The following is a 25,354-nucleotide window of genomic DNA, read 5'->3' as shown; positions in this document are numbered from 1 at the left end:
AGGCTATCGGCGCATCACGACCCGCGGCGCCACCTCGATGCCCAGCTCGCGCTCGTGTTCCACCAGCGCACGCAGCTCCGGGCCCCACTCGGCCTCGGGCAGCACCGCGAAGCCGTGCCGCTCGTACCAGGGGGCGTTCCAGGGCACGTCACGGAACGTCGTCAGCGTGACCGCCGGGGCCCCGACCGCCCGCGCGTGGTCGGCCACCGCCTCGATCAGCCGCCCGCCGATGCCCTGCCGCATGTGGTCGGGATGCACCGCGAGCTGGTCGAGATGCAGGTTTCCGTCGACCCGGCCGATCATCGCGAACCCCGCCGGCGGGTCGCCCTCGACCAGCACCGAGGCCGCGTCCGTGACCTCCTCGACCATGGTCGTGCCCGGCGGGAAGACTATGCCGGCCTGCTCGAACAGCTTGTCGGCGGCCAGTTCCACGGAGATCAGCCCGGCCAGCTCGTCCGGGTCGGCCCATCGCACCATGACGACACGGTCTCATGTTTCGGGTGGACCACGCCGCTGGTATTAGTGTTGATGATCGTAGGCCCGGCTGTGCGGAGCCGGGACCCTCTCCTCACGACGTGCCCATGACCCCGGTCACACGCGGTCATGGGCACGTCGTGCAGCGGTCACAGGTCGAGCAGGGGCTCCAGGCCCACGGTGAGGCCGGGCAGCTCGCGCACCCGGCGCACGCCCAGCAGCACGCCAGGCGTGAACGCCGACCTGCTCATCGTGTCGTGCCGGATGGTGAGGATCTCGCCGTCGCCGCCGAGCAGCACCTCCTGGTGGGCGATCAGCCCGGACAGGCGCACCGCGTGCACGTGCACCCCGCCCACGTCGGCGCCGCGGGCGCCGTCGAGGGCGGTGCTGGTGGCGTCGGGCATCCCGCCGAGCCCGGCCTTGCCGCGCGCCTCGGCCACCAGCTCAGCGGTACGCCGGGCGGTGCCCGAGGGGGCGTCGGCCTTGTTCGGGTGGTGCAGCTCGATGATCTCGACGGACTCGAAGTGGCGGGCCGCCTGCTGCGCGAAGTGCATCATGAGCACGGCCGCGATGCCGAAGTTGGGAGCGATCAGGCAGTTGACGCCCGGCGAGCGCTCCAGCCACCCCCGCACGGTCTCCAGCCGGCCGGCGTCGAACCCCGTGGTGCCCACCACCGGGTGCACGCCGTGGGCGATGGCCCATTCCAGGTTGCCCATGACCACGTCGGGATGGGTGAAGTCGACCACCACCTCGGCGCCTTCGAGCCCCTCGACGGGATCGTCCTTGTCGAGCGCGGCCACCAGCTCCAGGTCGTCCGCCGCCTCGACCGCCCTGCACACCTCGACGCCCACGCGACCACGCGCGCCCAGCACACCAACCCTGATCACGCCCCAACCCTATTACGCCCGCCACCCCCTCCCAAGCACCCCCCGAACCGAGAAGGGGGAGAGCGGAACCCCGCTCTCCCCCTCGAAAACAGCCCCGGCCAGGGCGAACCCCGTCAGGCGATGGCCTCCGAGAAGTCCTTGTCCCCGTACGGCCCGATGACGGCCAGTGTGAGCGGCCGGTTCAGGACGTCACGGGCGACCTCCCCGATCTCGTCGGGGGTGACCGCCTCGATCCGGGCCAGCACCTCGTCGACCGACATCAGCTCGTCGTAGACCAGCTCGTTCTTCCCGATCCGCGACATGCGCGACCCGGTGTCCTCCAGCCCCAGCACGAGCCCGCCGCGCATCTGCCCCTTGCCGCGCATGATCTCGTCGGCGGTGATCCCCTCGGCCACCACCCGGGACACCTCGTCCCGGCAGATCTTGAGCACGTCGTCGATCTTCGAGGGCAGGCAGCCCACGTAGATCCCGAACTGCCCGGTGTCGGCGTAGGCCGAGGTGTAGCTGTAGGCCGAGTAGGCCAGCCCGCGCTTCTCCCTGATCTCCTGGAAGAGCCGGGAGGACATGCCGCCGCCCAGCGCGGCGTTGAGCACGCCGAGCGCGAACCTGCGGTCGTCGGTGCGGGACATGCCGGTCGTGCCGAGCACCAGGTTGGCCTGCTCGGTCGGCCGGTCCAGCACCCTGACCCCGGAACGGGTCTCGGCGCCCGGACCGCTGGTGCGCGGCGGGGCGAACTCGTAGGGGCCCTCCAGCGCGCCCGCCCGCTCGTACGCGCGGGCGACCAGCTCGACGACCTCCTCGTGCCGCACGTTGCCCGCCACCGACACCACCGTGGTACGCGGCCGGTAGTACCGGTGGTAGTACTCGGCGATGCGCTCACGGCCCAGGGCGTTGATCGAGTCGACCGTGCCCAGGATGGGCCGGCCGATCGGCGAGTCACCGTAGAGAGCCGCGGCGAACTGCTCGTGCACCACGTCGGACGGGTCGTCGTCGTGCATGGCGATCTCTTCCAGGATCACCCCGCGCTCGGACTCGACGTCCTCGTCGGTGATCAGCGAGCTGGTCACCACGTCGGCGAGCACGTCGACCGCCACGGGCAGGTCCTCGTCGAGGACCCGCGCGTAGTAGCAGGTGTACTCCTTGGCGGTGAAGGCGTTGATCTCGCCGCCGATGCCCTCGATGGAGGCCGAGATCTCCATCGCGTCCCGCGTGGGCGTGCCCTTGAACAGCAGGTGTTCGAGGAAGTGGGTGGCCCCCATGTGCTCGGGGGCCTCGTCACGCGAGCCGATGCCGACCCACATGCCGACCGCGACGCTACGCACGGTCGGCATGGTCTCGGTCACCACACGGAGCCCGCCCGGCAGGACGGTGCGCCTGACGACCCCGGCTCCGTCCTTGCCGGGGTGCAGCGTGGTGGTCATCACGAGGCCTCCTGCTTCGGGGGTGCCGAGAACTGTGGTTGCGCGGTCACGAGTTGCGGTCGTCGCCCTCGTTGGGGCGGCTGGTGCGCACGCGGGTCCGGGTGCGGCGCGGCCGCTCCGGCTTGTCCTCGGCGGCGGCGGAGTCGGCCTCGGGCGCGGGAGCCTCGCCGTCCTCGGCGCCGGCCGCGGCCTTGGCCTCCTTCTCGGCGGCCTCCTTCTCGATGACCTCGACGGGCACGAGGGAGAGCTTGCCCCGGCCGTCGATCTCGGCGATCTCGACCTGGATCTTCTCGCCGACGCCCATGACGTCCTCGACGTTCTCGATGCGCTTGCCGCCGTGCAGCTTGCGGATCTGGGAGACGTGCAGCAGGCCGTCCTTGCCGGGCATGAGCGAGATGAACGCGCCGAAAGCCGCGATCTTGACGACCGTGCCCAGGTAACGCTCGCCGACCTCGGGCATGTGCGGGTTCGCGATGCCGTTGATCGCCGAACGGGCCGCCTCGGCGGAGGGCCCGTCGGTGGCGCCGATGTAGATCGTGCCGTCGTCCTCGATGGTGATCTCGGCGCCCGTGTCGTCCTGGATCTGGTTGATCATCTTGCCCTTCGGGCCGATGACCTCGCCGATCTTGTCGACCGGGACCTTGATCGTGATGATGCGCGGCGCGGTCGGGTTCATCTCCGCCGGGGAGTCGATCGCCTCCTGCATCACGTCGAGGATCGCCAGGCGGGCGCCCTTGGCCTGCTTCAGCGCGGCGGCCAGCACGGAGGCGGGGATGCCGTCGAGCTTGGTGTCGAGCTGCAGGGCGGTGATGACGTCCTTGGTGCCGGCGACCTTGAAGTCCATGTCGCCCATGGCGTCCTCGGCGCCGAGGATGTCCGTCAGCGTGACGTAGCTGCCGCCCTCGCTGATCAGGCCCATCGCGATGCCGGCGACCATCTCCCTGAGCGGCACACCGGCGTCCAGCAGCGCCATCGTGGACGCGCAGACCGAGCCCATCGAGGTGGAGCCGTTGGAGCCGAGGGCCTCGGAGACCTGGCGGATGGCGTACGGGAACTCCTCGCGCGAGGGCAGCACCGGGATGAGCGCCCGCTCGGCCAGCGCGCCGTGACCGATCTCGCGGCGCTTGGGCGAGCCCACGCGGCCCGTCTCACCGGTGGAGTACGGCGGGAAGTTGTAGTTGTGCATGTAGCGCTTGGTCCGCTCGGGGTTGAGCGTGTCGATGTTCTGCTCCATGCGCAGCATGTTCAGCGTGGTGATGCCCAGGATCTGGGTCTCGCCGCGCTCGAACAGGGCCGAGCCGTGCACCCGGGGCACCACGTGGACCTCGGCCGACAGGGCGCGGATGTCCTTGGTGCCGCGGCCGTCGATGCGGACGCCCTCCTTGACGACCCGCTCGCGCATGAGCTTCTTCATCACCGAGCGGAACGCGGCGGAGATCTCCTTCTCGCGCCCCTCGAACTCGGGCAGCAGCCGCTCGGCGGCCAGCGCCTTGACCTTGTCGAGCTCGGTCTCGCGCTCCTGCTTGCCGGCGATGGTCAGCGCGGCGGCCAGCTCGGTCTTGATCGCGGCCTCGACCGCGTTGTAGACGTCGTCCTGGTAGTCGAGGAAGACCGGGTACTCGGCGGTCTCCTTGGCGGCGACCTGCGCGATGCGGGACTGCGCCTCGCACAGCACCTTGATGAACGGCTTGGCGGCCTCAAGACCCTGCGCGACGGTCTCCTCGGTCGGCGCGACCGCGCCGTCGGCGACCAGCTTGAGCGTGTCCTTGGTGGACTCGGCCTCGACCATCATGATCGCGACGTCGCCGTCGTCGAGCAGGCGGCCCGCCACGACCATGTCGAACGTGGCCCGCTCCAGCTCGGGGTGCGTCGGGAAGGCCACCCACTGGCCCTCGATCAGCGCGACCCGCACGCCGCCGATCGGGCCGGAGAACGGCAGCCCGGCGAGCTGCGTGGACAGCGAGGCGGCGTTGATGGCGACCACGTCGTAGAGGTGGTCGGGGTTGAGCGCCATGACCGTGGCGACGACCTGGATCTCGTTGCGCAGGCCCTTGACGAACGACGGGCGCAGCGGCCGGTCGATCAGGCGGCAGGTCAGGATCGCGTCCTCGGACGGACGGCCCTCACGGCGGAAGAACGAGCCGGGGATGCGGCCCGCGGCGTACATGCGCTCTTCGACGTCGACCGTGAGGGGGAAGAAGTCGAAGTTCTCCTTGGGAGCCTTGGACGCGGTGGTGGCCGAGAGCACCATCGTGTCGTTGTCGAGATAGGCGACGGCGGAACCCGCCGCCTGGCGCGCGAGACGACCGGTCTCGAACCGGACCGTGCGCGTGCCGAAAGAGCCGTTGTCAATGACGGCTTCAGCGGTGTGGACACCCTCCACGGGGGACCTCCTTGTGGTCGGTCACCCGCGCCCTCTTTTCTCACCGGCACCCTCGTGCCTATGAAAGGACCCGCTCGTCAGACCGCCGCCCATCCGTCGTGCCCGGTGGCACGGTGGCGGAGATCCATCAGCGTGTCTCCCCATAGAAGGTGCAGCGCCGGTCTTCGATCGAAGCGCCCGGTCATTCTTACCGGAAGCCACTACCGAGGACCGGCCCGCAGGCGTCGCGGGTCGCATGGTGCTGAATCGGACGCGGGGGCTGTGTGTCTCGGATATTCAGTTGTACGCCGACGGCGCGGCGCTCGTGTGTGCTCCTACCCACATGGGCGGAGCCATATGAGAAGGGAGCGGCGCCGCGCGCCGCTCCCTTTCATGTTATCGGCGCAGACCGAGTCGCTCGATGAGCGAACGGTAACGCTGGATGTCGACCTTCTGCAGGTACTTCAGCAGACGACGCCGGCGACCGACGAGCAGAAGCAGGCCACGACGGCTGTGGTGGTCGTGCTTGTGCGTCTTCAGGTGCTCGGTGAGCTCGCTGATGCGCTTGCTGAGCAGCGCGATCTGCACCTCGGGCGAACCGGTGTCGCCTTCGGCCGTCGCGTACTCACTGATGATGGTCTTCTTGGCAGCGGTGTCGAGGGACACGGCTCTCCTTCGATCTACGGACACGCGCGAATGAGATGAGAGTGCGAACGACCGTGCGTGCCTACAGTCGCCGCGTGAAGGCCGTCATGGGCAGCGCAGCAGCGCCACCGTCACAGAGCCGACATGCAAGGTTACCATCGGAGTCAAGCGTTCCGCGCCCACAAGGGCCTCGCACCTGATGTCACGACGTGATGCGGCGGGCGGCGTCGACGTCGGCGTGGATCTGGTCGATCAGCGCCTCGATCGACTCGAAGCGGGTGTTGCCCCGCAGCCGGGCGGCGAACTCCACCGCCACGTGCACCCCGTAGAGCTCCAGGTCGTCACGGTCGAGCGCGTACGCCTCCACGGTACGCGGCACGCCCTCGAACGTCGGGTTCGTGCCCACCGAGATCGCCGCCGGCCACCGCTCGCCCTCGTACGGCGCGGGCAGGTTGGCCACCGGGACGCACTCCAGCCACCCCGCGTAGACCCCGTCGGCCGGGATGGCCGTCTGCTGCGGCGTCTCGACGTTGGCGGTCGGGAAGCCGAGCTGCCGCCCCCGCTGGTAGCCGCGCACCACCACGCCCTCCACCCGATGCGGACGGCCCAGCTCGGCGGCGGCCCCCTCGACGTCACCGGCGACGATCCGCTCGCGCGCGGAGGTCGAGGAGACGCCGTCGAGCAGGGGCACCACCTCGACCTCGAAGTCGTACTTGTCGCCCAGCGTGCGCAGCGTCTCGACGTCGCCGACGGCGTGGTGCCCGAACGTGAAGTCCGCCCCGACCACGACCACCGCCGCCCCGAGGCGTTCACCCAGCACGCCCTGGGCGAAGTCGTCGGGGCTCGTCCTGGACAGGTCGAGGGTGAACTCCACCACCTCGACGTCGTCGATGCCCAGCTCGGCCAGCAGCTCGGCGCGCCGCTTGAGCGTGGTCAGCCGCGCCCGCCGGGTGCCCGGCCGCACCACCTCGTCGGGATGCGGCTCGAACGTGACCGCCACGCTGCGCGCCCCTCGCTCGCGGGCCAGCTCGACCGTCCGCTCGATCACCTTGCGATGCCCGCGATGGACCCCGTCGTACACGCCGATGGTCACCACAGACCCTCTCGAACCCCGCACGCTAGGCCCCATTCGTTCGTGGCAGATCAATCCGACACAAGCCTGCCATGCACCTCCCGCTCACCTCCAATCGAGGGGCGGAGCGCGGTATTCCCGCAAGTAGGATGAGCCATCATGCCTCGATACGCGCTCCTGATCCTGCCCGCCTTCAACCGGGTCTACGGCGAGAGCTCCCCACGTCTGACCAGGGGCGAGCTGGCCGTCTTCAGCGACCACGCCATCGAGAACACCGTGCTGGACAGCGCGGAGACCACCATCGGCGGCGTCCCGTACATCACGTTCGAGACCGCCGAGCCGCTGTCGGAGCCCGACGTCGCGCTGCTGTCCAACCTGTCCTCCGTCTACGCGGTCTTCGGCGTCGAGGGCGACCTGCTGCGCCCGCTGGCCATGCGCCCCCTCGACCGGCTGAGCAGCGACCTGCTGACCATCCAGAAATACGCCGGCAAGACCAACGAGCACTTCACCAAGCTGCTGCTCAACGTCACCGTGCTCGCCTCCGACCGGCCCATGTCCGGGAAGTTGTCGGTGTTCGACCCGATGTGCGGCCGCGGCACCACCCTCAACCAGGCCCTCATGTACGGCTACGACGCCTACGGCCTCGACGTCGACGGCAAGGACTTCGAGGCGTACACGACGTTCATCAAGACCTGGCTGCGCAACAAGCGGCTCAAGCACACCGCCGAGACCGTGCCGGTGCGGCGGGCGCGGGCGCTGGTGGGGCGGCGGCTCAACGTCACGTTCGGGCTGTCGAAGGAGGCCGTCAAGGCGGGCGACGTGCAGCAGCTCGCCGTGGTCAACGCCGACACGCTCAAGAGCCGCGAGTTCTTCAAGCCCCGCACGTTCGACGTCGTCGTGACCGACGCCCCCTACGGCGTCCAGCACGGCAGCAAGGGCGGCGGCGGCCTGTCCCGCAGCCCGCTGGAGCTGCTCAGGCAGGCCGTGCCGGTCTGGGCCGAGCTGCTGCGCCCCGGCGGCGCGATGGGCATCTCCTGGAACACCTACGGCGGCAAGAGCGCCGAGCTGGCCGCGATCCTCACCGGCGCGGGCCTGGAGGTCATGGACTACCCCGACTTCGAGCACTGGGTCGACCAGGCGATCGTCCGCGACATCCTGGTCGCCCGCAAACCCGCCTGACAAGCGACGGCGTCGCGGCTCAGCCCGCGAACACGGCCAGGGGCCTGGCGATCCGGCCCTGCTCCTCCACCAGCGCCAGCAGCTCGCCCGCCGGCCCGAACACGCCGATCGGCCCGTCCCCGAGCCCGGCCGCGGGCAGCCGGCCGCCGTGGCCGATCACGCGCGCCTCCTCGGCGGTCACGTCCCGGCGCGGGAAGGCCGCCGACACCGCCTCGCCGATGGGCAGCACCACGCACTCCTCGGCGAGCTGGTCGATGCTGCGGGCCAGCGACAGGTCATAGGGGCCGACCCGGGTCCGGCGCAGGCTCGTCAGGTGGCCGCCGACGGCGAGCGCGGCCCCGAGGTCGCGGGCCAAAGCCCGGATGTAGGTGCCGCTGGAGCAGGTGACGACCGCGTCGACGTCCACGACGTCGCCGGCAGCCCTGATGTCGAGCACGTCGAAGCCGTACACGGTCACGGGCCGGGCCGCGAGCGCGACCTCCTCGCCGGCGCGGGCCATCTTGTACGCCCGCTGCCCGTTGACCTTGATGGCGCTGACCTGCGGCGGCACCTGCATGATGGCGCCGGTGAGCGCCTCGACGCCCTTGTGCACCTCGGCCGCGCCCACCTGCGCCGCCGACGCCGTGGCCACGGTCTCGCCCTCGGCGTCGTCGGTGTTGGTGGACACGCCCAGCCGGATCGTGGCCTCGTAGACCTTCTCGGTCAGCGCCAGGTGCCCGAGCAGCCGGGTCGCCTTCTCCACCCCGATCACCAGCACGCCCGTGGCCATCGGGTCGAGCGTGCCGGCGTGCCCGACGCGGCGGGTGCCCGCGATGCGCCGCATCTTGGCCACCACGTCGTGCGAGGTCCACTCGCCCGGCTTGTCGACGATGATCAGACCGCTCTCGGCCATCCAGCCTTCCCCAGCTCTCGTCTGAACTTGGCCATGGTCTCCTCCACGCTGTCGTAGGAGGTGAACCCGGCCGCGTTGTGATGTCCGCCGCCGCCCAGCGCGGCGCACACGGCCGCCACGTCGACCCCGCCCTTGGACCTGGTCGACACCTGCCAGTCGCCGTGGTCGTCCTCCTTGAGCACGACCGCGACCTCGGCCTCGTCGGTACGGCGGACGATGTCGATCATGCCCTCGATCTCCGAGTACGGCAGCCCGTACGCGGCCCGGTCGACCCGCGGCACGTACGTCCAGACCATCGAGCCCTCCAGCTGCACCCGGTCGAGCGCCCTGGCCAGCACCTTGAGGTAGCCGAACGGCGAGCGGTCCCACAGCTCGCGGGCGATCTCGTCGGTGTGCAGGCCCGTGGCCACCAGCCGGGACGCCATCCGGTGCACGGCCGGCGTGGTGGAGGCGTACCGGAAGGAGCCCGTGTCGGTCACCAGGCCGGTGTACAGGCAGGTGGCGATGTCCCGGTCGAGGCTGCCGCCGAGCCGGTAGATGAGCTGCTCGGCCAGCATGGCCGTGGCCGCCGCCCGCGGGTCGATGAGGCTGTGCGTGCCGAACCCGGCGTTGGACGGGTGATGGTCGATCACGATGACCTCCTCCGCCCTGGCCGCGTTGGGGCTGAGCAGGCCCAGCCGCTCGAACGTGGAGGAGTCGAAGGTGATCATCAGCGCCGGGGCCTCGGGATAGTCGGCCGGCGGGCACAACATCTCCTGCCCCGGCAGGAACCGCAGGATCCGCGGGACCGCGAAGTACTGGTCACCGAAGGAGGCCACGACCTGCTTGCCGATCGAGCGCAGCACGTAACCGACGGCCAGCATCGAGCCGAGCGCGTCGCCGTCGGGCGACACGTGACAGGCCAGGGCGACCTCGTCGACCTGGCCGATGAGCTGGACCGCGCGCTCCCAGGCGGCCTCGGGGATGTCCGTGGCCTCCTGGGAGGGCTGCTCGGCTCGGGCGCGCACGTGCGACGTCACGCCTGGTCGTCCTCACCCTCATCGGGCTTCTTGTAGGGGTCGGCCTCGCCGGCGTAGGCCGCGCCCTCGGCCCGGCGCGCCACCTCGGCGTCCCGCGCCCTGGCGGCGTTGATCAGGTCGTCGAGCTGGCGGGCGCTGTCGGGCAGCGGGTCGTGCCGGAACGTCAGCGTCGGGGTGAAGCGCACGCCGGTCTGGCGGCCCACCTCGGCGCGGATGATGCCCTTGGCGCTCTCCAGGGCGGCCGCGCTGTCGGACCGCTCCGCGTCGGAGCCGAACACCGTGTAGAACACCGTCGCCTCACGCAGGTCGGCCGTGATCCGCGTGTCGGTCACGGTGACGAAGCCCAGGCGCGGGTCCTTGATCCGGCGCTCCAGCATCTCGGCGACGATCTGCTGGATGCGGTCGGCGAGCTTGCGCGCTCGTGCGGCATCCACCATGTTCGCTCCCCCTCACGCACGACCTGGCCGTGCTGTCGTTCAATCTTCGTCGTTGTAGAGGCGCTGTCTGGCTGACAGCAACTCGATCTCAGGGCGGAAGGCCACCATCCGCTCGCAGGCGTCCATCACCTCTTTGCAGTTACCCGCGGAGGCGGAGATCACCGCGACGCCCACCTCGCACCTGCGATGCAGGTCAAGATGACCGGTCTCGGCCACCGCGATGGACGGGTAACGTCGCTGCAGCTCGGCGATCAGAGGCCGGACGACAGAGCGCTTCTGCTTCAGCGAACGCACGTCGCCGAGCAGGATGTCCAGGGTCAGAGCACCCACATACATCGTGTGAAACCACCGCTTGGCCTGGTGGGGTGGAAGCACGACCGGCCCGCTGCGGTGGGAAGGGGGCCCGGGCGTGCGAGAGGCGCCCGGCGGAGGTTCCGCCGGGCGCCCGGCCGCGGGTCAGGCCCGCGGCTTCTCCCGCATCTCGAACGTCTCGATCGTGTCGTCGATCCGGATGTCGTTGTAACCGACACCGATGCCGCACTCGAAGCCCTCGCGGACCTCGGTGGCGTCATCCTTGAAGCGACGCAGGGACGAGACGGTCAGGTTGTCGGCGATGACGACGCCATCGCGGATCACCCTGGCCTTGCTGTTGCGGACGATCGTGCCGGAGCGGACCAGCGAACCGGCGACGTTGCCGATCTTCGGCACCTTGAAGACCTCGCGGACTTCGGCGGTGCCCATCTGGACCTCTTCGAACTCGGGCTTGAGCATGCCCTTGAGCGCCGCCTCGATCTCCTCGATCGCCTGGTAGATGACCGAGTAGTAGCGGATGTCGACGCCCTCGCGCTCGGCCAGGTCGCGCGCCCGAGGCTCGGGGCGCACGTTGAAGCCGATGATGACCGCGTTGTCGTCGGCGACGGCCAGGTTGACGTCGTACTCGGTGATGGCGCCGACCGCGCGGTGCAGGACACGGAGCCTGACCTCGTCGCCGACGTCGATCTTGAGCAGGGCGTCTTCCAGGGCTTCCACCGAACCGGACACGTCACCCTTGATGATGAGCTTGAGCTCGTCGACGCGACCCTTCTCAAGGTCGCTGAACAGCTCTTCGAGGGTGCGGCGACGGCTCGACTTCGCCATGTCGGCGCTGCGCTTGCGCGCCGCGCGCTGCTGGGCGATCTGGCGGGCCATCCGGTCGTCGGTGACGACGATGAAGTTGTCACCGGCGCTCGGCACGGCCGTCAGACCCATGACCAGGACCGGACGGGACGGCGTGGCCTCCTCGACCGGGTCGCCGTTGTCGTCGAGCATCGCGCGGACGCGGCCGAAGGCCTCGCCACACACGATCGAGTCGCCCACGCGCAGCGTGCCGCGCTGGACCAGGACGGTCGCGACGGGGCCGCGGCCCTTGTCGAGGTGCGCCTCGATCGCGATGCCCTGGGCGTCCATCGTCGGGTTGGCCCGCAGGTCGAGCTCGGCGTCGGCGGTGAGCAGGATCGCCTCGAGGAGGTTGTCGATGCCCGTGCCGTTCTTCGCCGAGATGTCGACGAACAGGGTCGAGCCGCCGTACTCCTCGGCGACCAGGCCGTACTCGGTGAGCTGGGCGCGGACCTTGTTGGGGTCGGCACCCTCCTTGTCGACCTTGTTCACCGCGACCACGACCGGCACGTCGGCCGCCTGGGCGTGGTTGAGCGCCTCGATCGTCTGCGGCTTCACACCGTCGTCGGCCGCGACCACCAGCACCGCGATGTCGGTGGACTTGGCGCCTCGGGCACGCATGGCGGTGAACGCCTCGTGACCCGGGGTGTCGATGAAGGTGACCTTGCGGTCTTCGCCCTCGTGCGTCGTGGCGACCTGGTAGGCACCGATGTGCTGGGTGATGCCACCCGCCTCGCGCGCCACCACGTTGGTCTTGCGGATGGCGTCGAGCAGCTTGGTCTTACCGTGGTCGACGTGACCCATGACGGTCACGACCGGCGGACGCGCGGCCAGGTCGGCCTCGTCGCCCTCGTCCTCGCCGAACTCGATGTCGAAGGCCTCGAGAAGCTCGCGGTCCTCCTCCTCCGGGCTGACGACCTGGATGTTGTAGTCGAGCTCCGCGCCGAGGAGCTGCAACGTCTCCTCGTTGACCGACTGGGTCGCGGTCACCATCTCGCCGAGGTGCAGCATGATCTGCACGAGCGAGGCGGGGTTCGCGCCGATGCGGTCGGCGAAGTCGGACAGCGACGCGCCGCGCGGCAGGCGGATCGTCGCGCCGTTGCCGCGAGCGACCTGCACACCGCCGATCGCCGGCGCCGACATGTTGTCGAACTCCTGGCGCCTCTGACGCTTGCTCTTACGACCACGCGCGGGACGGCCGCCGGGACGCCCGAACGCGCCCGCCGTGCCACCGCCGCGACCACGGCCGCCGCCACCCGGGCGACCGCCGAAGCCACCGCCGCCGCCACCGGGACCACCGGTGCCGGTACGGGGACCGGCGCCGCCGCCACCGGGACGACCGGCGAAGCCGCCGCCGCCACCAGGACGACCGCCGCCACCGCCGGGACGGCCACCGCCGCCACCGCCGCCGGGACGACCGCCACCGCCGCCGCCACCGGGACGCGGGCCACCGCCCGGACCGGCAGGACGACCCTGCGGCATCATCATCGGGTTGGGACGCGGCCCACCGGGACGCGGACCACCGGCGCCGGGACCCGGACGCGGACCGGCCGCACCGGGCGGACCGGGACGCGGACCCGCGGGACGCGGACCGGCCTCGCCGCCGCCACCGGGACGCGGCGGACGCGGCATCGCGCCGTCACGCGGCGGACCCTCACGACGCTCGCGCTGACCGGGGCCACCGCCGTCGCGGTTGCCGCCGGGACGCGGCGGACGGGACTGGCCCATGCCACTGGCGTTGGACGAGAACGGGTTGTTACCCGGACGCGGGCCACGCGGACCCGGCTTGGGACCGGGACCGGGACGCGGGCCGCCGCCTGCGGGCGCACCCGGACGCGGAGCCTGCTGCTGGCCGCCGCCACCACCGGAAGGCTGCCCGGGACGCGGCGCCGGACCGGGCTTGGGACCCGGACGGGCGGCGGGACCCGGGCGCGGCCCCGGAGTCGGACGGGCGGGCGCGCCGGAACCGGCCGCGCTCTCGAAGCGGGCCTGCGGAGCCCCGGAGGTCTCGCCGCGCGCCGCCTCGGGCTGCTGCTGCGGCTGGTGGGGCATCGGCACCGGCGGACGCGGCTGCGCGCCGCCCGCGGGGCCGGGACGCGGGCCGGGCCTCGGGGCCGGGCCTGGACGCGGAGTAATAGGGGTCGGCGCCTCCGCGGCGCCGTTGCCGGCCTGGTGTTCTGCCGGACGGGGCGCAGCCTTGGGCGGCTGCGGCCTGTTGGACGACGAACCGCCGCCCCTGGAGGGCCCACCCTTCGATGCGCCCAGAGCTTCGGTGAGCCTGCGGACCACCGGCGCCTCGATGGTCGAGGACGCCGATCGGACGAACTCCCCCATCTCTTGGAGCTTGGCCATGACGACCTTGCTCTCTACGCCGAACTCCTTAGCGAGCTCGTATACCCGGACCTTCGCCACTGCACTCCCTTACTCGGCCCGGGAGGCTGGCTGTGCCGTCCGGACCGTCGTTAACTTGACGTCTTCATCGCCGCGTGCTCATCAGGCGCTCATAGCAATCTGACTCCGCCCATCAACTCGGCGTCCTACATGACATTTCGTGATTCCTCCTCCAGGTGTGCCCGCACACGCGAGCTGTCAAGCGGTCCCGGCACGCGGAACGCGCGCGGGAACGCTCGGCGACGCTCGGCGAGCTCCAGACAGCTCAAGGACGGATGCAGCGATGCACCGCGGCCAGAAAGCCGTCCTCGCAGATCAGGGACCAGATGGTCCTCGATCCGCACCAGGCGGAGCAGCTCGGACTTTGCCGTGCGAACCCTGCAGCCCACACAGGTGCGCTGTGGGGCCGCGTGGCCACCATATTCCAGCTTACCGTGTTGACGCATCTACGGAACCGGCGGCATCCTCGGCTTGTGTGTCAGGCCGGATGTCAATACGCCATCCGGTGAGCCTTGCGGCAAGCCGGGCGTTCTGCCCTTCCTTGCCGATGGCCAGCGAAAGCTGGTAGTCGGGGACCGTCACCCGTGCGACCCGTCCTTCGAGATCGAGAACCTCGACATGGGAAACACGGGCCGGTGACAGCGCATTCCCGACGAACTCGCCCGGATCCTCGGACCAGTCGATGATGTCGATCTTCTCGCCGTGCAGCTCGGTCATCACGTTGCGGACGCGCGAGCCCATCGGGCCGATGCAGGCGCCCTTGGCGTTGACGCCCGGCTTGCGCGAGCGGACCGCGATCTTCGTGCGGTGGCCGGCCTCGCGGGCCACCGCGGCGATCTCCACGGTGCCGTCGGCGATCTCGGGCACCTCCAGCGCGAAGAGCTTCTTGACCAGGCCGGGGTGGGTGCGCGACAACGTCACCGACGGCCCCTTGTGGCCCTTCTTCACCTGCACCACGTAGGCGCGGATGCGCTCGCCGTGCACGTAGTCCTCGCCCGGGACCTGCTCGGCGTGCGGCAGCACGGCCTCGATCTTGCCGAGGTCGACCAGCACCACGCGCGGGTCCTTGCCCTGCTGGATCACGCCCGAGACCAGCTCGCCCTCGCGGCTGGCGAACTCGCCGAAGTTGATCTCGTCCTCGGCGTCGCGGAGCTGCTGCAGGATGACCTGCTTGGCGGTGGTCGCGGCGATCCGGCTGAAGTTGCCCGGAGTGTCGTCGAACTCCCTGACGACGTCGCCCTCGTCGTCGAGCTCGGCCGCCCAGATCGTGACGTGGCCGCTGCCGCGGTCGAGCTCGGCGCGCGCCTTGGGCGCCGCCCCCTCGGTGCGGAAGTAGGCGATCAGCAGCGCGTCCTCGATCGCCTTGACGACCAGGTCGAAGGAGATGTCCTTCTCCCGCTCCAGGCTGCGCAGGACGCTCATGTCGATGTCCACGAGGCTTCCCCCTTAGCCTTCGTCGCCGTCGACGTCGTCGGTGTCGTCGATCCGGCGGAACTCCACCTGCACCCGGCCTCGGGTCAGGTCCTGGTAATCAAGCCGGCGGGCGGAGCCGGCGACGTCGAGGTCGACGCCGCTCTCGTCCGCCGCCAGAACACGGCCCTCCACCACGGTGCCGTCTCTCATCTCGGCCTTCACCAGCCGCTTGGCGGCGCGGCGCCAGTGGCGCGGCTCGGTGAGCGGGCGGTCGACGCCCGGAGAGGAGACCTCAAGGGTGTAGGCGGCCTGTCCCATCACGTCGTCCTCGTCGAGCGCCGTGGAGACGGCCTGGCTCACGTCGGCGATGTCGTCGAGGCTCACGCCGCCGTCGCGATCGACGATCACGCGCAGCAACCGCCTCTTGCCCGCCTGGGTGACCGTGACGTCCTCCAGATCGAGGCCCTCCGCGCCGACCACAGGCTCCAGGAGCTTCATCAGGTGGTCGCGGGGTGATGCGCTGCCCATATCGACCTCCCCTATTGTCATGTCTCAGCCGGGCGGACCTCGCCACTGGCTCTCCGCCGTCTGGCTGCGCAGCCAGCGACGACAGTTGACACCCTATCTGTACGGAGGCACGGGGAGAGCGCCACTCGTCGTGGTCGAGTGGCGGGTCGAGTGGCGGGGCGAGTGGTGGGGCGTCGCCTGACGGCGTTCCCGGGCACCAGCCCGTACGATGCTATCTGCGTCCGCAGTCACCTGGAGCCGTCGCCGTCGGCGCCCCGGTCACTGGGGTCCCTCGTCACCGGGTCCGTAGTCACCGGAGGTCCAAGCCCGTGCGCCCGCGTCACCTCTCCAGGCGAGCCGTGCTGGCGGGCGGAGCGGCCGCCCTGACGGCCTGCAGCGCCTCGGGCCCCGCCGGGCCCGCGACCCCGGCGCCCGACTCGCCCGAGACCGTCCTGCTGCGGCAGGTGGTCGCCGACAAGGAGCGCACGGTCGCCCTCTACTCGGCGCTGATCGCGGGCGGCGCCGACTCCTTGGAGCCCTTCCGCGCCCGGCACCAGGCGCACCTGGCCGAGCTGCGCAAGTACCTGCCCGCGGGCCCGCCGCCCGTCTCCTCGCCCGCCGTCTCCTCGCCCGCCGTCTCCTCGCCCGCATCGCCGGGCGCGTCGCCCGGCGCCACGCCGTCGCAGTCCCCCAGGCCCACGCTGTCACGGCTGCGGGACGTCGAGCGCCGGGCCGCGGCGCAGCGGCCCCGTCAGCTCGCCGGCCTGTCGCCCGGCGTGGCCCAGCTCCTCGCCAGCATCGGGGCGTGCGAGGCGGTCCACGCCGTGTCGCTGCCCAAGTCGTCGTGAACGGGATCGGGATGATGGGGATCGGGATGAACAGCGCCCTGATGGACGGGGACGACGTCGGGAAGCTGCGCAAGGCTCTGGCCGCCGAGCACGCCGCCGTGTTCGCCTACGGGCTCCTGGGGGCGCGCACGACCGGCTCCCTGCGGGACCTGACCGGCGCCGCGTACGAGGCCCACCGGGCCCGCCGCGACCAGCTGCGCAACCTGATCGTCGGCCGCGGGGGCCGGCCGAGCGAGTCGGAGCCCTCCTACGCGCTGCCGTACGTGCCCACGGGCGCCGCGCAGGCCGCCCGGCTGGCCGTGCAGGTGGAGAACGGCGTCACGGCCGCCTATCTGGAGCTGGCCGCCGCCGGCGACCCCGCGCTGCGCAAGTACGCCGCCCTGGCCATGCAGGAGTCGGCGACCCGCGCCTACGCCTTCCAGCCGGCGCCGCCCGCGGCCTTCCCCGGCATGCCGGGCAGCACTCCGCCCCCCACGCCGCCTCCCACGCCGGCCCCGTCCCGCTCCGGCGGCTGACGACACCACGAACGGGCCGGCGCCCGAAGCGGAAGCCGGGACAGCGGCCCGGCCCCGCCACAGGAGCCGGGACAGCGGCCCGGTCTCATCACGACAGCCGGGACAGCGGCCCGACCCCCGCACGGGAGCCGGGACCGCGGATCGGCCCGCGGGGGGTGGGTCAGCGGCAGGCGGCCAGGATGCGGGGGGCGGCCTCGGCGAGGGGGATCTCCTCCTTGACGCCGGTCACCCGGTCGCGCAGCTCGATGACGCCCTGCGACAGCCCGCGCCCGATCACCACGATCGTGGGCACGCCCAGCAGCTCGGCGTCCTTGAACTTGACGCCCGGCGAGACCTGGGCGCGGTCGTCGACGAGCACCCGCAGCCCCTGCGCCTCCAGCTCGCCGGCCAGCTCGAGGGCCGCCTCGACCTGGTTCTCCTTGCCGGTGCCGACGATGTGCACGTCGGCGGGCGCGACCTCGCGCGGCCACACCAGGCCGAGCTGGTCGTGGGCCTGCTCGGCGATGACGGCCACGGCCCGCGAGACGCCGATGCCGTAGGAGCCCATGGTGATGCGGACGGGCTTGCCGTCGGGGCCGAGGGCGTCGAGGCCGGCGGCGTCGGCGTACTTGCGGCCGAGCTGGAAGATGTGGCCGATCTCGATGCCGCGGTCGATGGACAGCGGGGAGCCGCAGCGGGGGCAGGGGTCGCCGGCGCGCACCTCGGCGGCCTCGATCGTGCCGTCGGGGACGAAGTCGCGCCCGGCGACCACGTCGACGGCGTGCTTGCCGGGCTCGTTGGCGCCGGTGACCCAGGAGCTGCCGGTGACGACGCGGGGGTCGACGAGGTAGCGGATGCCGAGCTCGCGCAGGATCTGCGGGCCGATGTAGCCGCGGACGAGGCCGGGGTGGGCGGCGAAGTCGGCGGCCTCGAAGATGGCGGGCTCGCCGGGCGCGAGCGCGGCCTCCAGGCGCTTGAAGTCGACCTCGCGGTCGCCGGGCACGCCGACGATCAGCGTCTCGACCTTGTCGGAGCCGGGGGTGGTGACCTTGACGACGACGTTCTTCAGCGTGTCGGCGGCGGTGACGGACAGGCCGTGGCGCTCGTTGACGTAGGACACCAGGGACTCGATGGTCGGGGTGTCGGGCGTGTCGAGGACCCGCATCGGCGCGGCGCCGTCGAGGTCGCGGGCGGGCGGCGCGGTGGTGGTGACGGCCTCGGCGTTGGCCGCGTAGCCGCAGGAGTGGCAGGCGACGAACGTGTCCTCGCCGGTGGGGGTCGGCGCCAGGAACTCCTCGGAGGCCGAGCCGCCCATCGCGCCCGAGGTGGCGAACACGATCTTGTACTGGATGCCGAGCCGGTCGAACGTGCGGATGTAGGTCTCGCGGTGCTGCTCGTAGGAGCGCTTGAGGCCGTCGTCGTCGAGGTCGAAGGAGTAGGAGTCCTTCATGAGGAACTCGCGGCCGCGCAGGATGCCGGCCCTGGGCCTGGCTTCGTCGCGGTATTTGGTCTGGATCTGGTAGAGCGTGACCGGGTAGTCCTTGTACGAGGAGTATTCGCCCTTGACCATGTCGGTGAAGAGCTCCTCGTGCGTGGGGCCGAGGAGGTAGTCGGCGCCCTTGCGGTCCTGGAGCCGGAACAGGGTGTCGCCGTATTCGGTCCAGCGGCCGGTGGCCTCGTAGTACTCGCGGGGCAGCAGGGCGGGGAAGAGCACCTCCTGGCCGCCCATCCGGTTCATCTCCTCGCGGACGATCCTGGTGACGTTCTCCAGCACCAGCTTGCCGAGGGGCAGCCACGAGTAGATGCCGGGGGCCACGCGACGGACGTAGCCGGCGCGGACGAGGAGCTTGTGGCTCGGCACTTCCGCGTCTGCCGGGTCGTCCCGCAGGGTGCGAAGAAACAACGACGACATGCGCAGCAACACGGCTACTCCTTGCTCGGGCCTGGATCTGAAGGATTACAGGCTATCGACTCGGGGAGCCGCGCCGCGCGGCGTTAATCGGGCGCGGGTCCTGATCGGCCGGATCGCCGGGTTCGCGGCCGGTACGCCGGCTCAGGCCGACAGGGGCAGCCAGCCGCCCACGAAGACGCCCAGGCACAGGGTGAACAGGCCGGCGAAGACGGCCGAGACCGCCAGGGCGCGCACGCGTGCCCGCCGGTTCCTGCGCAGCACCACGACCAGGGCCACGGCCAGCAGCGCGACCACCGTGGCGGGCCCGGGCCAGAACGACTGCTCGCTGTCGATGAAGCCGGGGGTCGCCCGGTCGACGACGTCGGCGATCAGCAGGGCGCCGATCGCGCCCGCGGCCAGGTCGCCCCAGCGGTCCCGCCTGCGGGTGACGTAGGCGAGCAGGCCGAGGCCGACGAGCAGGCCGACCGTCCAGTTCAGCCCGGCGACGCCGCCGCCGATGACGTCGAAGCCGTCCACACCGCGCAGCGCGCCCGCGCCCATGGCCGCGACCACGGTGGACACGGCCGCCAGGAACGTGGTCAGCAGCGCCCAGCCGAACCCCGACGCGGTGGCGCCCACGACCAGCGCGAGGGTCAGGTAGGCGTACGGGTCGTAGAGCTGGCCGAACCATTCCGGGCCCTTGCCGGCGGTGAACATGCCGACGAGGCCGACGGCCAGTCCTGCCAGGAAGGCCGCCAGCACATGGCGTTCCATGCGGCGCAGACGCCGGTCGCATTCGGCGAAGTCGGCGTACTCGATGGCGGTGTGGTTCATCTTCATTCCCTGGTCAATCCCTCCCCCGGAAATGTCTAGGGATGACCGCATCCAGATTATGTATCCATCCACAAAAGGCAAATTTCGGTCATCCGTATCTAAGGCAAGCAATCGCTTGGTTTACGATGCTCGGATGACCCTCTCCGATGAGCTCGGCGCCGTCGTCCGCGCCTACCTCGCCGACCGGCCGGACGCGACCTGGCAGGCGTTCGCGCGGGACGTGGGCGCGGCGGGGCTGCTCGTGCCCGACCGGTACGGCGGCGCGGGCTGCGGCCCGGCCGAGGCGGCGGCCGTGGCCGAGGAGCTGGGCCGGGCGCTGTCACCCCACCCGTTCCTGCAGTCGGCCGTGCTGGCCGTCGGGGCGCTGATGGCCGACGGGGACGAGGAGGCGCGGGCCCGGCTGCTGCCGGAGCTGGCCTCGGGGGCGGCGACCGCGACCGTCGTGCTGCCGGGCGACGGGGAGCTGGCGCTGGCCGACGACCGGCTCTCGGGCGCGGTGCCGTACGCGCTGGACGGCGAGATCGTGCTGGTCTACACCGGCGAGCACCTCGTGGAGGCCGCGCCGACGCGGCGGACGGCGTACCCGACCATGGACGAGACCCGCCCCCTGACCTCCCTGGCCTTCGACCGCGCACCCGTACGACGGCTGGGCCCGGGGACGTCCTGGGCCCGCGTACGCGACCTCGGGATCGCGGCCCTGGCGGCTGAGCAGACCGGCGGCGCGGCGCGCTGCCTGGAGATGGCCACCGAGTACGCGCGCTCGCGGCGGCAGTTCGGCCGGCCGATCGGCTCGTTCCAGGCGATCAAGCACAAGCTGGCCGACGTGCTGCTGCTCGTGGAGTCGGCCCGCTCGGCGGCACGGGCCGCGGCGGAGGCGGCGTCGGGACCGGAGACGGAGGTCTTCGCCGCCGTCGCCGGGTCGTACTGCGCGGAGGCCTACCTGACGGCGGCGGGCGAGAACATCCAGGTGCACGGCGGGATCGGGGTGACCTGGGAGCATCCGGCGCACCGGTACCTCAAGCGGGCCACGTCCGACGCCCAGCTCCTGTGCCCGCCGCGGACGCACCGCGCCCGCCTGGCCGCGCACGTCTTCGGCGAGGCGTGAGGCGGCTCAGCCGCCGAGCAGCTCCTCCCACGGGTGGCGGGTGTTGGTGCGGCGGGTGGTGTCGAGGGCCTCGGCCAGCCGCCACAACCCCGGTCGCGCGCGCACCCGCGCCCGGCCCATGGGGTCGATCGCGCGCAGCTCGAAGCGCACCCCCAGCACCTCCAGCACCGCCGAGCCCGCGCCCGCGGGGCCGGCGGCCGTGAGCGGCGCGCCGCCCGCGTCGCCGACCTGGCCGGCGAGCAGCGCGGCCACCTCCGAGGCGTACGGCCCGTCGCGCCACTCGATGTGCCAGCTCCGGTCGGCGCCGCGCCACCACGTCAGGTCGCGGCACGACTCGATGACGTCGGCCTCGGTCGCGAGGGCGGCCATGACCCGGCCGAAAGCCTCGTAACCGCGCGCGTCGGGGAGCGAGGGACCGTCGTCGCCATGGTCGTGGAACGTGCCGTCCTTCGACCGCCGCAGCGCGTGCTTTCGCCTCACGAGCAACCACTCTGATCGGCGGCGCGCCCTTCCCGCAAGTGTTCGGCCCTGATACGCTCTACCAAGCGAGCGCTTGGTTCACTACTTTCGCCGGAGGCGCGATGACGTCCCTACGGATCAGCCTGGGGTACGAACTGGAGGTCCGCGGCCGCACCCGCGGGGTCGAACGACAGGCGTTCCAGAACGTGATCGAGCAGGTCGTCCTCGGCGATCGGCTGGGGTTCGACACGGCCTGGTTCGTCGAGCACCACTTCACCAGGGGCTTCTCCCACTCCTCCGCCCCCGACCTGGTCCTCGCGGCCATCTCGCAGCGCACCGAGCGCATCCACCTCGGGCTCGGCGTGGTGCTGCTGCCGTTCCAGTCGCCCATCCGCACCGCCGAGCGGGTCGCCACCCTCGACGTGCTGAGCGGCGGCCGGGTCGAGTTCGGCACCGGACGCGGCGCCTCCCCCCTGGAGTACCAGGCCTTCCAGCGGCCGTTCGAGAAGTCGCGGCAGATCTGGGAGGACTCGCTGGAGGCCACCCTCGCCATCTGGCGCGCCGACGGCGAGCCGATCAGCAGGTCGAACGAGTTCTTCGAGATCCCCGACGTGGCCGTCTACCCGCGTCCGGTCCAGGAGCCGCACCCGCCCGTGTGGGTGGCCTCCACCTCGCTGGAGGGCTACCTGGCCGCCGCCCGGCACGGCTACAACCTGCTGGGCATGACGATGCTCAAGGGCATCGACGACGTCGCCGCCGACATCGCGAAATACCGGGAGTGCCTGGCCGAGAGCGGTTTCGACCCCGCCTCCCGGCGCGTGGCGCTGATGATCCCCTGGTTCGCCGCCCCCACCCGGGACGAGGCCACCGCCACCGCCGCCGACGCCGTCCTGTGGTACATCCGCCGTCAGGTCAACCTGGTCACCCCGCCCGACTACTACGACGCCCGGCACGCCACCCACCGCGTGCTGGGCCAGCTCGCCGCCGGGATGCCGCCGGAGGAGGCGATGGCCACCCTGCGCGAGCACCTCATGGTCGTGGTGGACGACGTCGAGGGCTCGCGCAAGGCCCTGGCCAGGATCGCCGAGGCCGGCGCCACGGACCTGATCATCCAGGCGCAGGTCGGCGGGCTGGCCCACGAGCGGGTCTGCGAGTCGATGACGCTGTTCATGAACGAGGTGGCCCGTTGACCGCCGCCCGCTGGCTGACCCGCGACGACCTCGCCTCGGCCGCACGCTCCGCCGAAGGGCTGCTGCTCGCGGCGCCCGACCTGTCCAGCGTGTTCCCGCTCGGCCCCGAGGACGCCGCCGTCGCGACCGGGCTCACCGCGGCGGCGCTGCGCGCGGCCGGGGTCGGCGGGCGCGACCGGGTCGTGGTGGCGCTCGCCGAGCCCGCGGGCGCGTTGTGGGCCGCCGCCGCCGCGCAGGTCGCGCGGGCCGCCGCCGCCGTCGGGCCGCGCGGCCGCCTGCGCCTGCACCACGCGCTGACCGCGCTCGGCGCGACCACGCTGGTCAGCACCCCGACGGGGGCGATGGACCTGCTGGCCCGCCTGCACCTGGAGTTCCTCCTCGACCCGCTCGACCTCGGGCTCGACCACATCGTCCTGACCGGCGAGATCGCCTCCAGGCGCACGATGGGACATCTGGCCGGCGAGTTCGGCTGCGCGGTCACCGAAGTGCTCGCCAGCCCGTTCGGCGGGGCCGCGCTCGCGTTCAGGGCCGCCGAGGACGCGCCGCTCACGCCGCTCGCGGACGGCGTGCTGGGCCTGGCCTCGCTGACCAAGGACGACCTGGCCGGCCCGCAGCACGCGCTGGCGGAGCTGGTCCTCACTCCGTCCGGGCACTCCACGCTGGGCGACGCCGTGCTCAGGACCGGCCTGGTGGCCAGGGCCGGCGGCTCAGGGCTGCCCGCGCCCGCGCACACCGTAGGCGACCACGTGCTGGTCAGGGGCGTGTGGCTGGCGTTGCCGCGGGTCGAGAAGGCGCTGTCGAAGATCGACGGCGTGACCGGCTGGGAGCTGTCGGTCGAACGCCAGGGCACCCTGGACGCCGCCGCCCTGACCGTCTCGTTCGGCCGGGAGAGCCTGGTCAGGAACCCGATGTGGCGGTCACGGATCGAGCAGGCCGTGCGCGCCCTGACCCCGATCTCGATCGACGTGCGCATCGCCCAGGACGTCCAGGAGACCCCCGTGCCCGGCACGGTGGACGACCGGCGCGGCCACCATCTCGGCCGGGACAGGGCCCTCGTCAGCTAGCGCGACGGAGTAGCCGATGGCATCGATGCCCGACTGGGGGACGCTCCCCCGCATGCTGCGCGACCAGGCCGCACGCCATCCGGACACCGTCGCGGTCGTCGAGGGCGGCGCGCGCGTCACGCTGTCGGAGCTCAGGACGGGGGCCGCCGAGGTGGCCCGCGGGCTGATCGCCCTCGGCGTGGAACCCGGCGACCGGGTGGCGATCTGGGGCCCGAACTCGGCGTCGTGGGTGCGGCACGCGTTCGGCGTCTGGGACGCGGGGGCCGTCCTCGTGCCGTTGTCGTCGCGGTACAAGGGCATCGAGGCGGCCGGGCTGATCGGCCGGACCGGGGTGAAGGTCGTCATCGTCGGCGATCCGCCGCTCGCCGGCCTGCTGCCGCCCATGGACGCCCGGGTCGCCGTGCGCGCGGCCGGCAGCCTGGAGGCGGGCGGGGTGAGCGGACGGGCGGCCGAGGAACGGGCGCTGGCGGTCGGGCCCGGCGACCTGTGCGAGATCATGTCCACGTCCGGCACCACGGGCACGCCGAAGGGCGTGATGCTCGACCACGCCCAGGTCCTGCGCGGCTACTGGGACTGGGCGGAGATCGTCACGCTGGACGAGCACGACCGCTATCCGGTGATCGCGCCGTTCAACCACGGGTTCGGGCTGAACGCCGGGCTCGTCGCGTGCGTGCTGCGGCGGGCCACGATGTTGCCGATCCCGGTGTTCTCGCCGGACGCCCTGATGTCGCTGATCTCCGCGGAGAAGGTGACGATCCTGGCCGGGCCGCCCACCCTGTTCGCCCGGATCCTGGACGAGCTGGACCGCGCCGACTGGGACGTCTCCTCCCTGCGGGTGGCCATCTGCGGGGCCGCCTCCGTGCCCGCCACGCTGATCACCCGGCTGGCCGAGCGGGTCGGCCTGGAACGGATGATCAACGCGTACGGGCTGATGGAGGGCACGGTCGTGTCCATGACGCGGGCCGGCGACCCCATCGACGTGATCGCGAACACCACCGGCAGGGCCGTCCCGGGCATCGAGGTCAAGATCGTGGACGACGACGGCAAGGAGGTCCCGCCCGGCCGGCGCGGCGAGATCCTGCAACGCGGCTACGGCGTCATGCGCGGCTACTGGGACGAGCCCGCCAGGACGGCCGAGGTGATCGACGCCGACGGCTGGCTGCACACCGGCGACGTCGGCGTGCTGGACGAGGCGGGCAACCTCGCCATCGTGGACAGGAAGAAGGAGCTCTACATCGTCAACGGGTTCAACGTCTCCCCCGCCGAGGTCGAGGCGCTCCTGCTGCGCGAGGGCTCGCTGGCCCAGGCCGCCGTGGTCGGCGTGCCCGACCCGGTCTCCGGCGAGGCCGGCGTGGCGTACGTGGTGCCCCGCCCGGACGCGCGCGTCACCGCCGGCGCGCTGCTGGCCTGGGCGAAGGCCAACATGTCCAACTACAAGGTGCCCAAGCGCGTCGAGGTGGTGGACGCGCTGCCCGTCAACGTCAACGGCAAGGTCGACAAGCTCGCCCTGCGCGCGCGGGCCGTCGCCGGATAGCGGCGTTTCAGGGGCTGCCATGCGGGGTCCCGTGAGCGAGAATCCGGTTGGAGGGGTATTCACGGGAGACGGGTTCACCCG

General features: G+C 71.8%; 24 protein-coding genes. 7 read left to right on the top strand and 17 right to left on the bottom strand.

From position 1 onward, the window contains the following. Positions 1 to 3: 3 nt before the first annotated feature. The 6 genes from AB0J76_RS28585 to AB0J76_RS28560 form a co-directional block, all read right to left on the bottom strand. On the bottom strand, positions 4 to 477 hold the full coding sequence (locus AB0J76_RS28585) for a GNAT family N-acetyltransferase (protein WP_352320741.1): 474 nt from the start codon (positions 475 to 477) through the stop codon (positions 4 to 6). Positions 478 to 623: 146 nt separating this feature from the next. Further along, on the bottom strand, positions 624 to 1,361 hold the full coding sequence (gene dapB / locus AB0J76_RS28580; RefSeq protein WP_352320740.1) for a 4-hydroxy-tetrahydrodipicolinate reductase: 738 nt from the start codon (positions 1,359 to 1,361) through the stop codon (positions 624 to 626). Positions 1,362 to 1,474: 113 nt separating this feature from the next. Next, positions 1,475 to 2,782 (bottom strand): pitrilysin family protein, encoded by a 1,308-nt coding sequence (locus tag AB0J76_RS28575; RefSeq protein WP_352320738.1) that lies wholly within the window; start codon positions 2,780 to 2,782, stop codon positions 1,475 to 1,477. A gap of 46 nt (positions 2,783 to 2,828) precedes the next feature. After that, positions 2,829 to 5,165 (bottom strand): polyribonucleotide nucleotidyltransferase, encoded by a 2,337-nt coding sequence (locus AB0J76_RS28570; protein WP_352320736.1) that lies wholly within the window; start codon positions 5,163 to 5,165, stop codon positions 2,829 to 2,831. A gap of 375 nt (positions 5,166 to 5,540) precedes the next feature. After that, positions 5,541 to 5,810, bottom strand: coding sequence for a 30S ribosomal protein S15 (gene rpsO, locus AB0J76_RS28565; protein WP_090945762.1), 270 nt, complete (start codon positions 5,808 to 5,810; stop codon positions 5,541 to 5,543). Between the two features lie 181 nt (positions 5,811 to 5,991). Then, positions 5,992 to 6,918, bottom strand: coding sequence for a bifunctional riboflavin kinase/FAD synthetase (locus AB0J76_RS28560; protein ID WP_352320734.1), 927 nt, complete (start codon positions 6,916 to 6,918; stop codon positions 5,992 to 5,994). A gap of 102 nt (positions 6,919 to 7,020) precedes the next feature. On the opposite strand from AB0J76_RS28560, the gene AB0J76_RS28555 reads away from it, so the two are divergent. Next, positions 7,021 to 8,040: an SAM-dependent methyltransferase gene (locus AB0J76_RS28555; protein WP_352320732.1), complete on the top strand. Its 1,020-nt coding sequence runs from the start codon at positions 7,021 to 7,023 to the stop codon at positions 8,038 to 8,040. Positions 8,041 to 8,059: 19 nt separating this feature from the next. Here AB0J76_RS28555 and truB read toward each other — a convergent pair whose 3' ends face one another. The 8 genes from truB to rimP form a co-directional block, all read right to left on the bottom strand. After that, a complete protein-coding gene (gene truB / locus AB0J76_RS28550) occupies positions 8,060 to 8,932 on the bottom strand; it encodes a tRNA pseudouridine(55) synthase TruB (protein WP_352320730.1) in 873 nt (290 codons plus the stop codon). Further along, a complete protein-coding gene (locus tag AB0J76_RS28545) occupies positions 8,914 to 9,951 on the bottom strand; it encodes a bifunctional oligoribonuclease/PAP phosphatase NrnA (RefSeq protein ID WP_352320728.1) in 1,038 nt (345 codons plus the stop codon). Before AB0J76_RS28545 ends, truB begins: the two co-directional genes overlap by 19 nt. Then, entirely contained in the window at positions 9,948 to 10,388 is a 441-nt protein-coding gene (gene rbfA, locus AB0J76_RS28540; protein ID WP_352320726.1) for a 30S ribosome-binding factor RbfA, read from the bottom strand. The genes AB0J76_RS28545 and rbfA overlap by 4 nt, the downstream gene beginning before the upstream one ends. A gap of 39 nt (positions 10,389 to 10,427) precedes the next feature. Next, positions 10,428 to 10,724: a DUF503 domain-containing protein gene (locus AB0J76_RS28535; protein WP_352320823.1), complete on the bottom strand. Its 297-nt coding sequence runs from the start codon at positions 10,722 to 10,724 to the stop codon at positions 10,428 to 10,430. 120 nt (positions 10,725 to 10,844) lie between these two features. Then, on the bottom strand, positions 10,845 to 13,955 hold the full coding sequence (infB, locus tag AB0J76_RS28530; RefSeq protein WP_352319850.1) for a translation initiation factor IF-2: 3,111 nt from the start codon (positions 13,953 to 13,955) through the stop codon (positions 10,845 to 10,847). A 125-nt stretch (positions 13,956 to 14,080) separates the two neighbouring features. After that, complete coding sequence (locus AB0J76_RS28525) at positions 14,081 to 14,380, bottom strand: YlxR family protein (RefSeq protein WP_352319852.1); 300 nt, start codon at positions 14,378 to 14,380, stop codon at positions 14,081 to 14,083. Beyond that, a complete protein-coding gene (nusA, locus tag AB0J76_RS28520) occupies positions 14,364 to 15,368 on the bottom strand; it encodes a transcription termination factor NusA (RefSeq protein WP_352319854.1) in 1,005 nt (334 codons plus the stop codon). The genes AB0J76_RS28525 and nusA overlap by 17 nt, the downstream gene beginning before the upstream one ends. 12 nt (positions 15,369 to 15,380) lie before the next feature. Then, on the bottom strand, positions 15,381 to 15,875 hold the full coding sequence (gene rimP, locus AB0J76_RS28515; RefSeq protein WP_352319856.1) for a ribosome maturation factor RimP: 495 nt from the start codon (positions 15,873 to 15,875) through the stop codon (positions 15,381 to 15,383). A 308-nt stretch (positions 15,876 to 16,183) separates the two neighbouring features. On the opposite strand from rimP, the gene AB0J76_RS28510 reads away from it, so the two are divergent. Together AB0J76_RS28510 and AB0J76_RS28505 are read left to right on the top strand one after the other, a co-directional pair. Further along, the gene (locus AB0J76_RS28510; protein WP_352319858.1) at positions 16,184 to 16,702 is read left to right on the top strand and encodes a hypothetical protein; all 519 of its coding nucleotides are present in this window, start codon (positions 16,184 to 16,186) and stop codon (positions 16,700 to 16,702) included. A gap of 26 nt (positions 16,703 to 16,728) precedes the next feature. After that, positions 16,729 to 17,217 carry a ferritin-like domain-containing protein gene (locus AB0J76_RS28505; protein ID WP_352319860.1) on the top strand — a complete coding sequence of 163 codons (489 nt, stop codon included), beginning with the start codon at positions 16,729 to 16,731 and terminating at the stop codon, positions 17,215 to 17,217. Between the two features lie 160 nt (positions 17,218 to 17,377). Here AB0J76_RS28505 and AB0J76_RS28500 read toward each other — a convergent pair whose 3' ends face one another. Together AB0J76_RS28500 and AB0J76_RS28495 are read right to left on the bottom strand one after the other, a co-directional pair. Then, positions 17,378 to 19,120, bottom strand: a complete 1,743-nt coding sequence (locus tag AB0J76_RS28500; protein WP_352319862.1) for a proline--tRNA ligase — start codon at positions 19,118 to 19,120, stop codon at positions 17,378 to 17,380. Between the two features lie 129 nt (positions 19,121 to 19,249). Next, the gene (locus tag AB0J76_RS28495; protein WP_352319864.1) at positions 19,250 to 19,921 is read right to left on the bottom strand and encodes a hypothetical protein; all 672 of its coding nucleotides are present in this window, start codon (positions 19,919 to 19,921) and stop codon (positions 19,250 to 19,252) included. A 133-nt stretch (positions 19,922 to 20,054) separates the two neighbouring features. Between AB0J76_RS28495 and AB0J76_RS28490 the strand changes: the two genes are divergently transcribed. Then, the gene (locus AB0J76_RS28490) at positions 20,055 to 21,026 is read left to right on the top strand and encodes an acyl-CoA dehydrogenase family protein (protein ID WP_352319865.1); all 972 of its coding nucleotides are present in this window, start codon (positions 20,055 to 20,057) and stop codon (positions 21,024 to 21,026) included. 6 nt (positions 21,027 to 21,032) lie between these two features. On the opposite strand, the gene AB0J76_RS28485 is transcribed toward AB0J76_RS28490, so the two are convergent. After that, positions 21,033 to 21,506 carry a hypothetical protein gene (locus AB0J76_RS28485; RefSeq protein ID WP_352319867.1) on the bottom strand — a complete coding sequence of 158 codons (474 nt, stop codon included), beginning with the start codon at positions 21,504 to 21,506 and terminating at the stop codon, positions 21,033 to 21,035. Between the two features lie 101 nt (positions 21,507 to 21,607). On the opposite strand from AB0J76_RS28485, the gene AB0J76_RS28480 reads away from it, so the two are divergent. The 3 genes from AB0J76_RS28480 to AB0J76_RS28470 are packed head-to-tail and all read left to right on the top strand — an operon-like array spanning position 21,608 to position 25,273. After that, positions 21,608 to 22,675: an LLM class flavin-dependent oxidoreductase gene (locus AB0J76_RS28480; RefSeq protein ID WP_352319869.1), complete on the top strand. Its 1,068-nt coding sequence runs from the start codon at positions 21,608 to 21,610 to the stop codon at positions 22,673 to 22,675. Then, a complete protein-coding gene (locus AB0J76_RS28475) occupies positions 22,672 to 23,739 on the top strand; it encodes a hypothetical protein (RefSeq protein ID WP_352319871.1) in 1,068 nt (355 codons plus the stop codon). The genes AB0J76_RS28480 and AB0J76_RS28475 overlap by 4 nt, the downstream gene beginning before the upstream one ends. A gap of 16 nt (positions 23,740 to 23,755) precedes the next feature. Continuing rightward, the gene (locus AB0J76_RS28470; RefSeq protein WP_352319873.1) at positions 23,756 to 25,273 is read left to right on the top strand and encodes an AMP-binding protein; all 1,518 of its coding nucleotides are present in this window, start codon (positions 23,756 to 23,758) and stop codon (positions 25,271 to 25,273) included. Positions 25,274 to 25,354: the final 81 nt, after the last annotated feature.

It is taken from the genome of Nonomuraea sp. NPDC049624 (assembly GCF_040675255.1).
Classification (GTDB): Bacteria; Actinomycetota; Actinomycetes; order Streptosporangiales; family Streptosporangiaceae; genus Nonomuraea.
The sequence above is the reverse complement of the archived record's forward strand: the minus strand, read 5'-3'. Positions and strand labels throughout refer to the sequence as shown.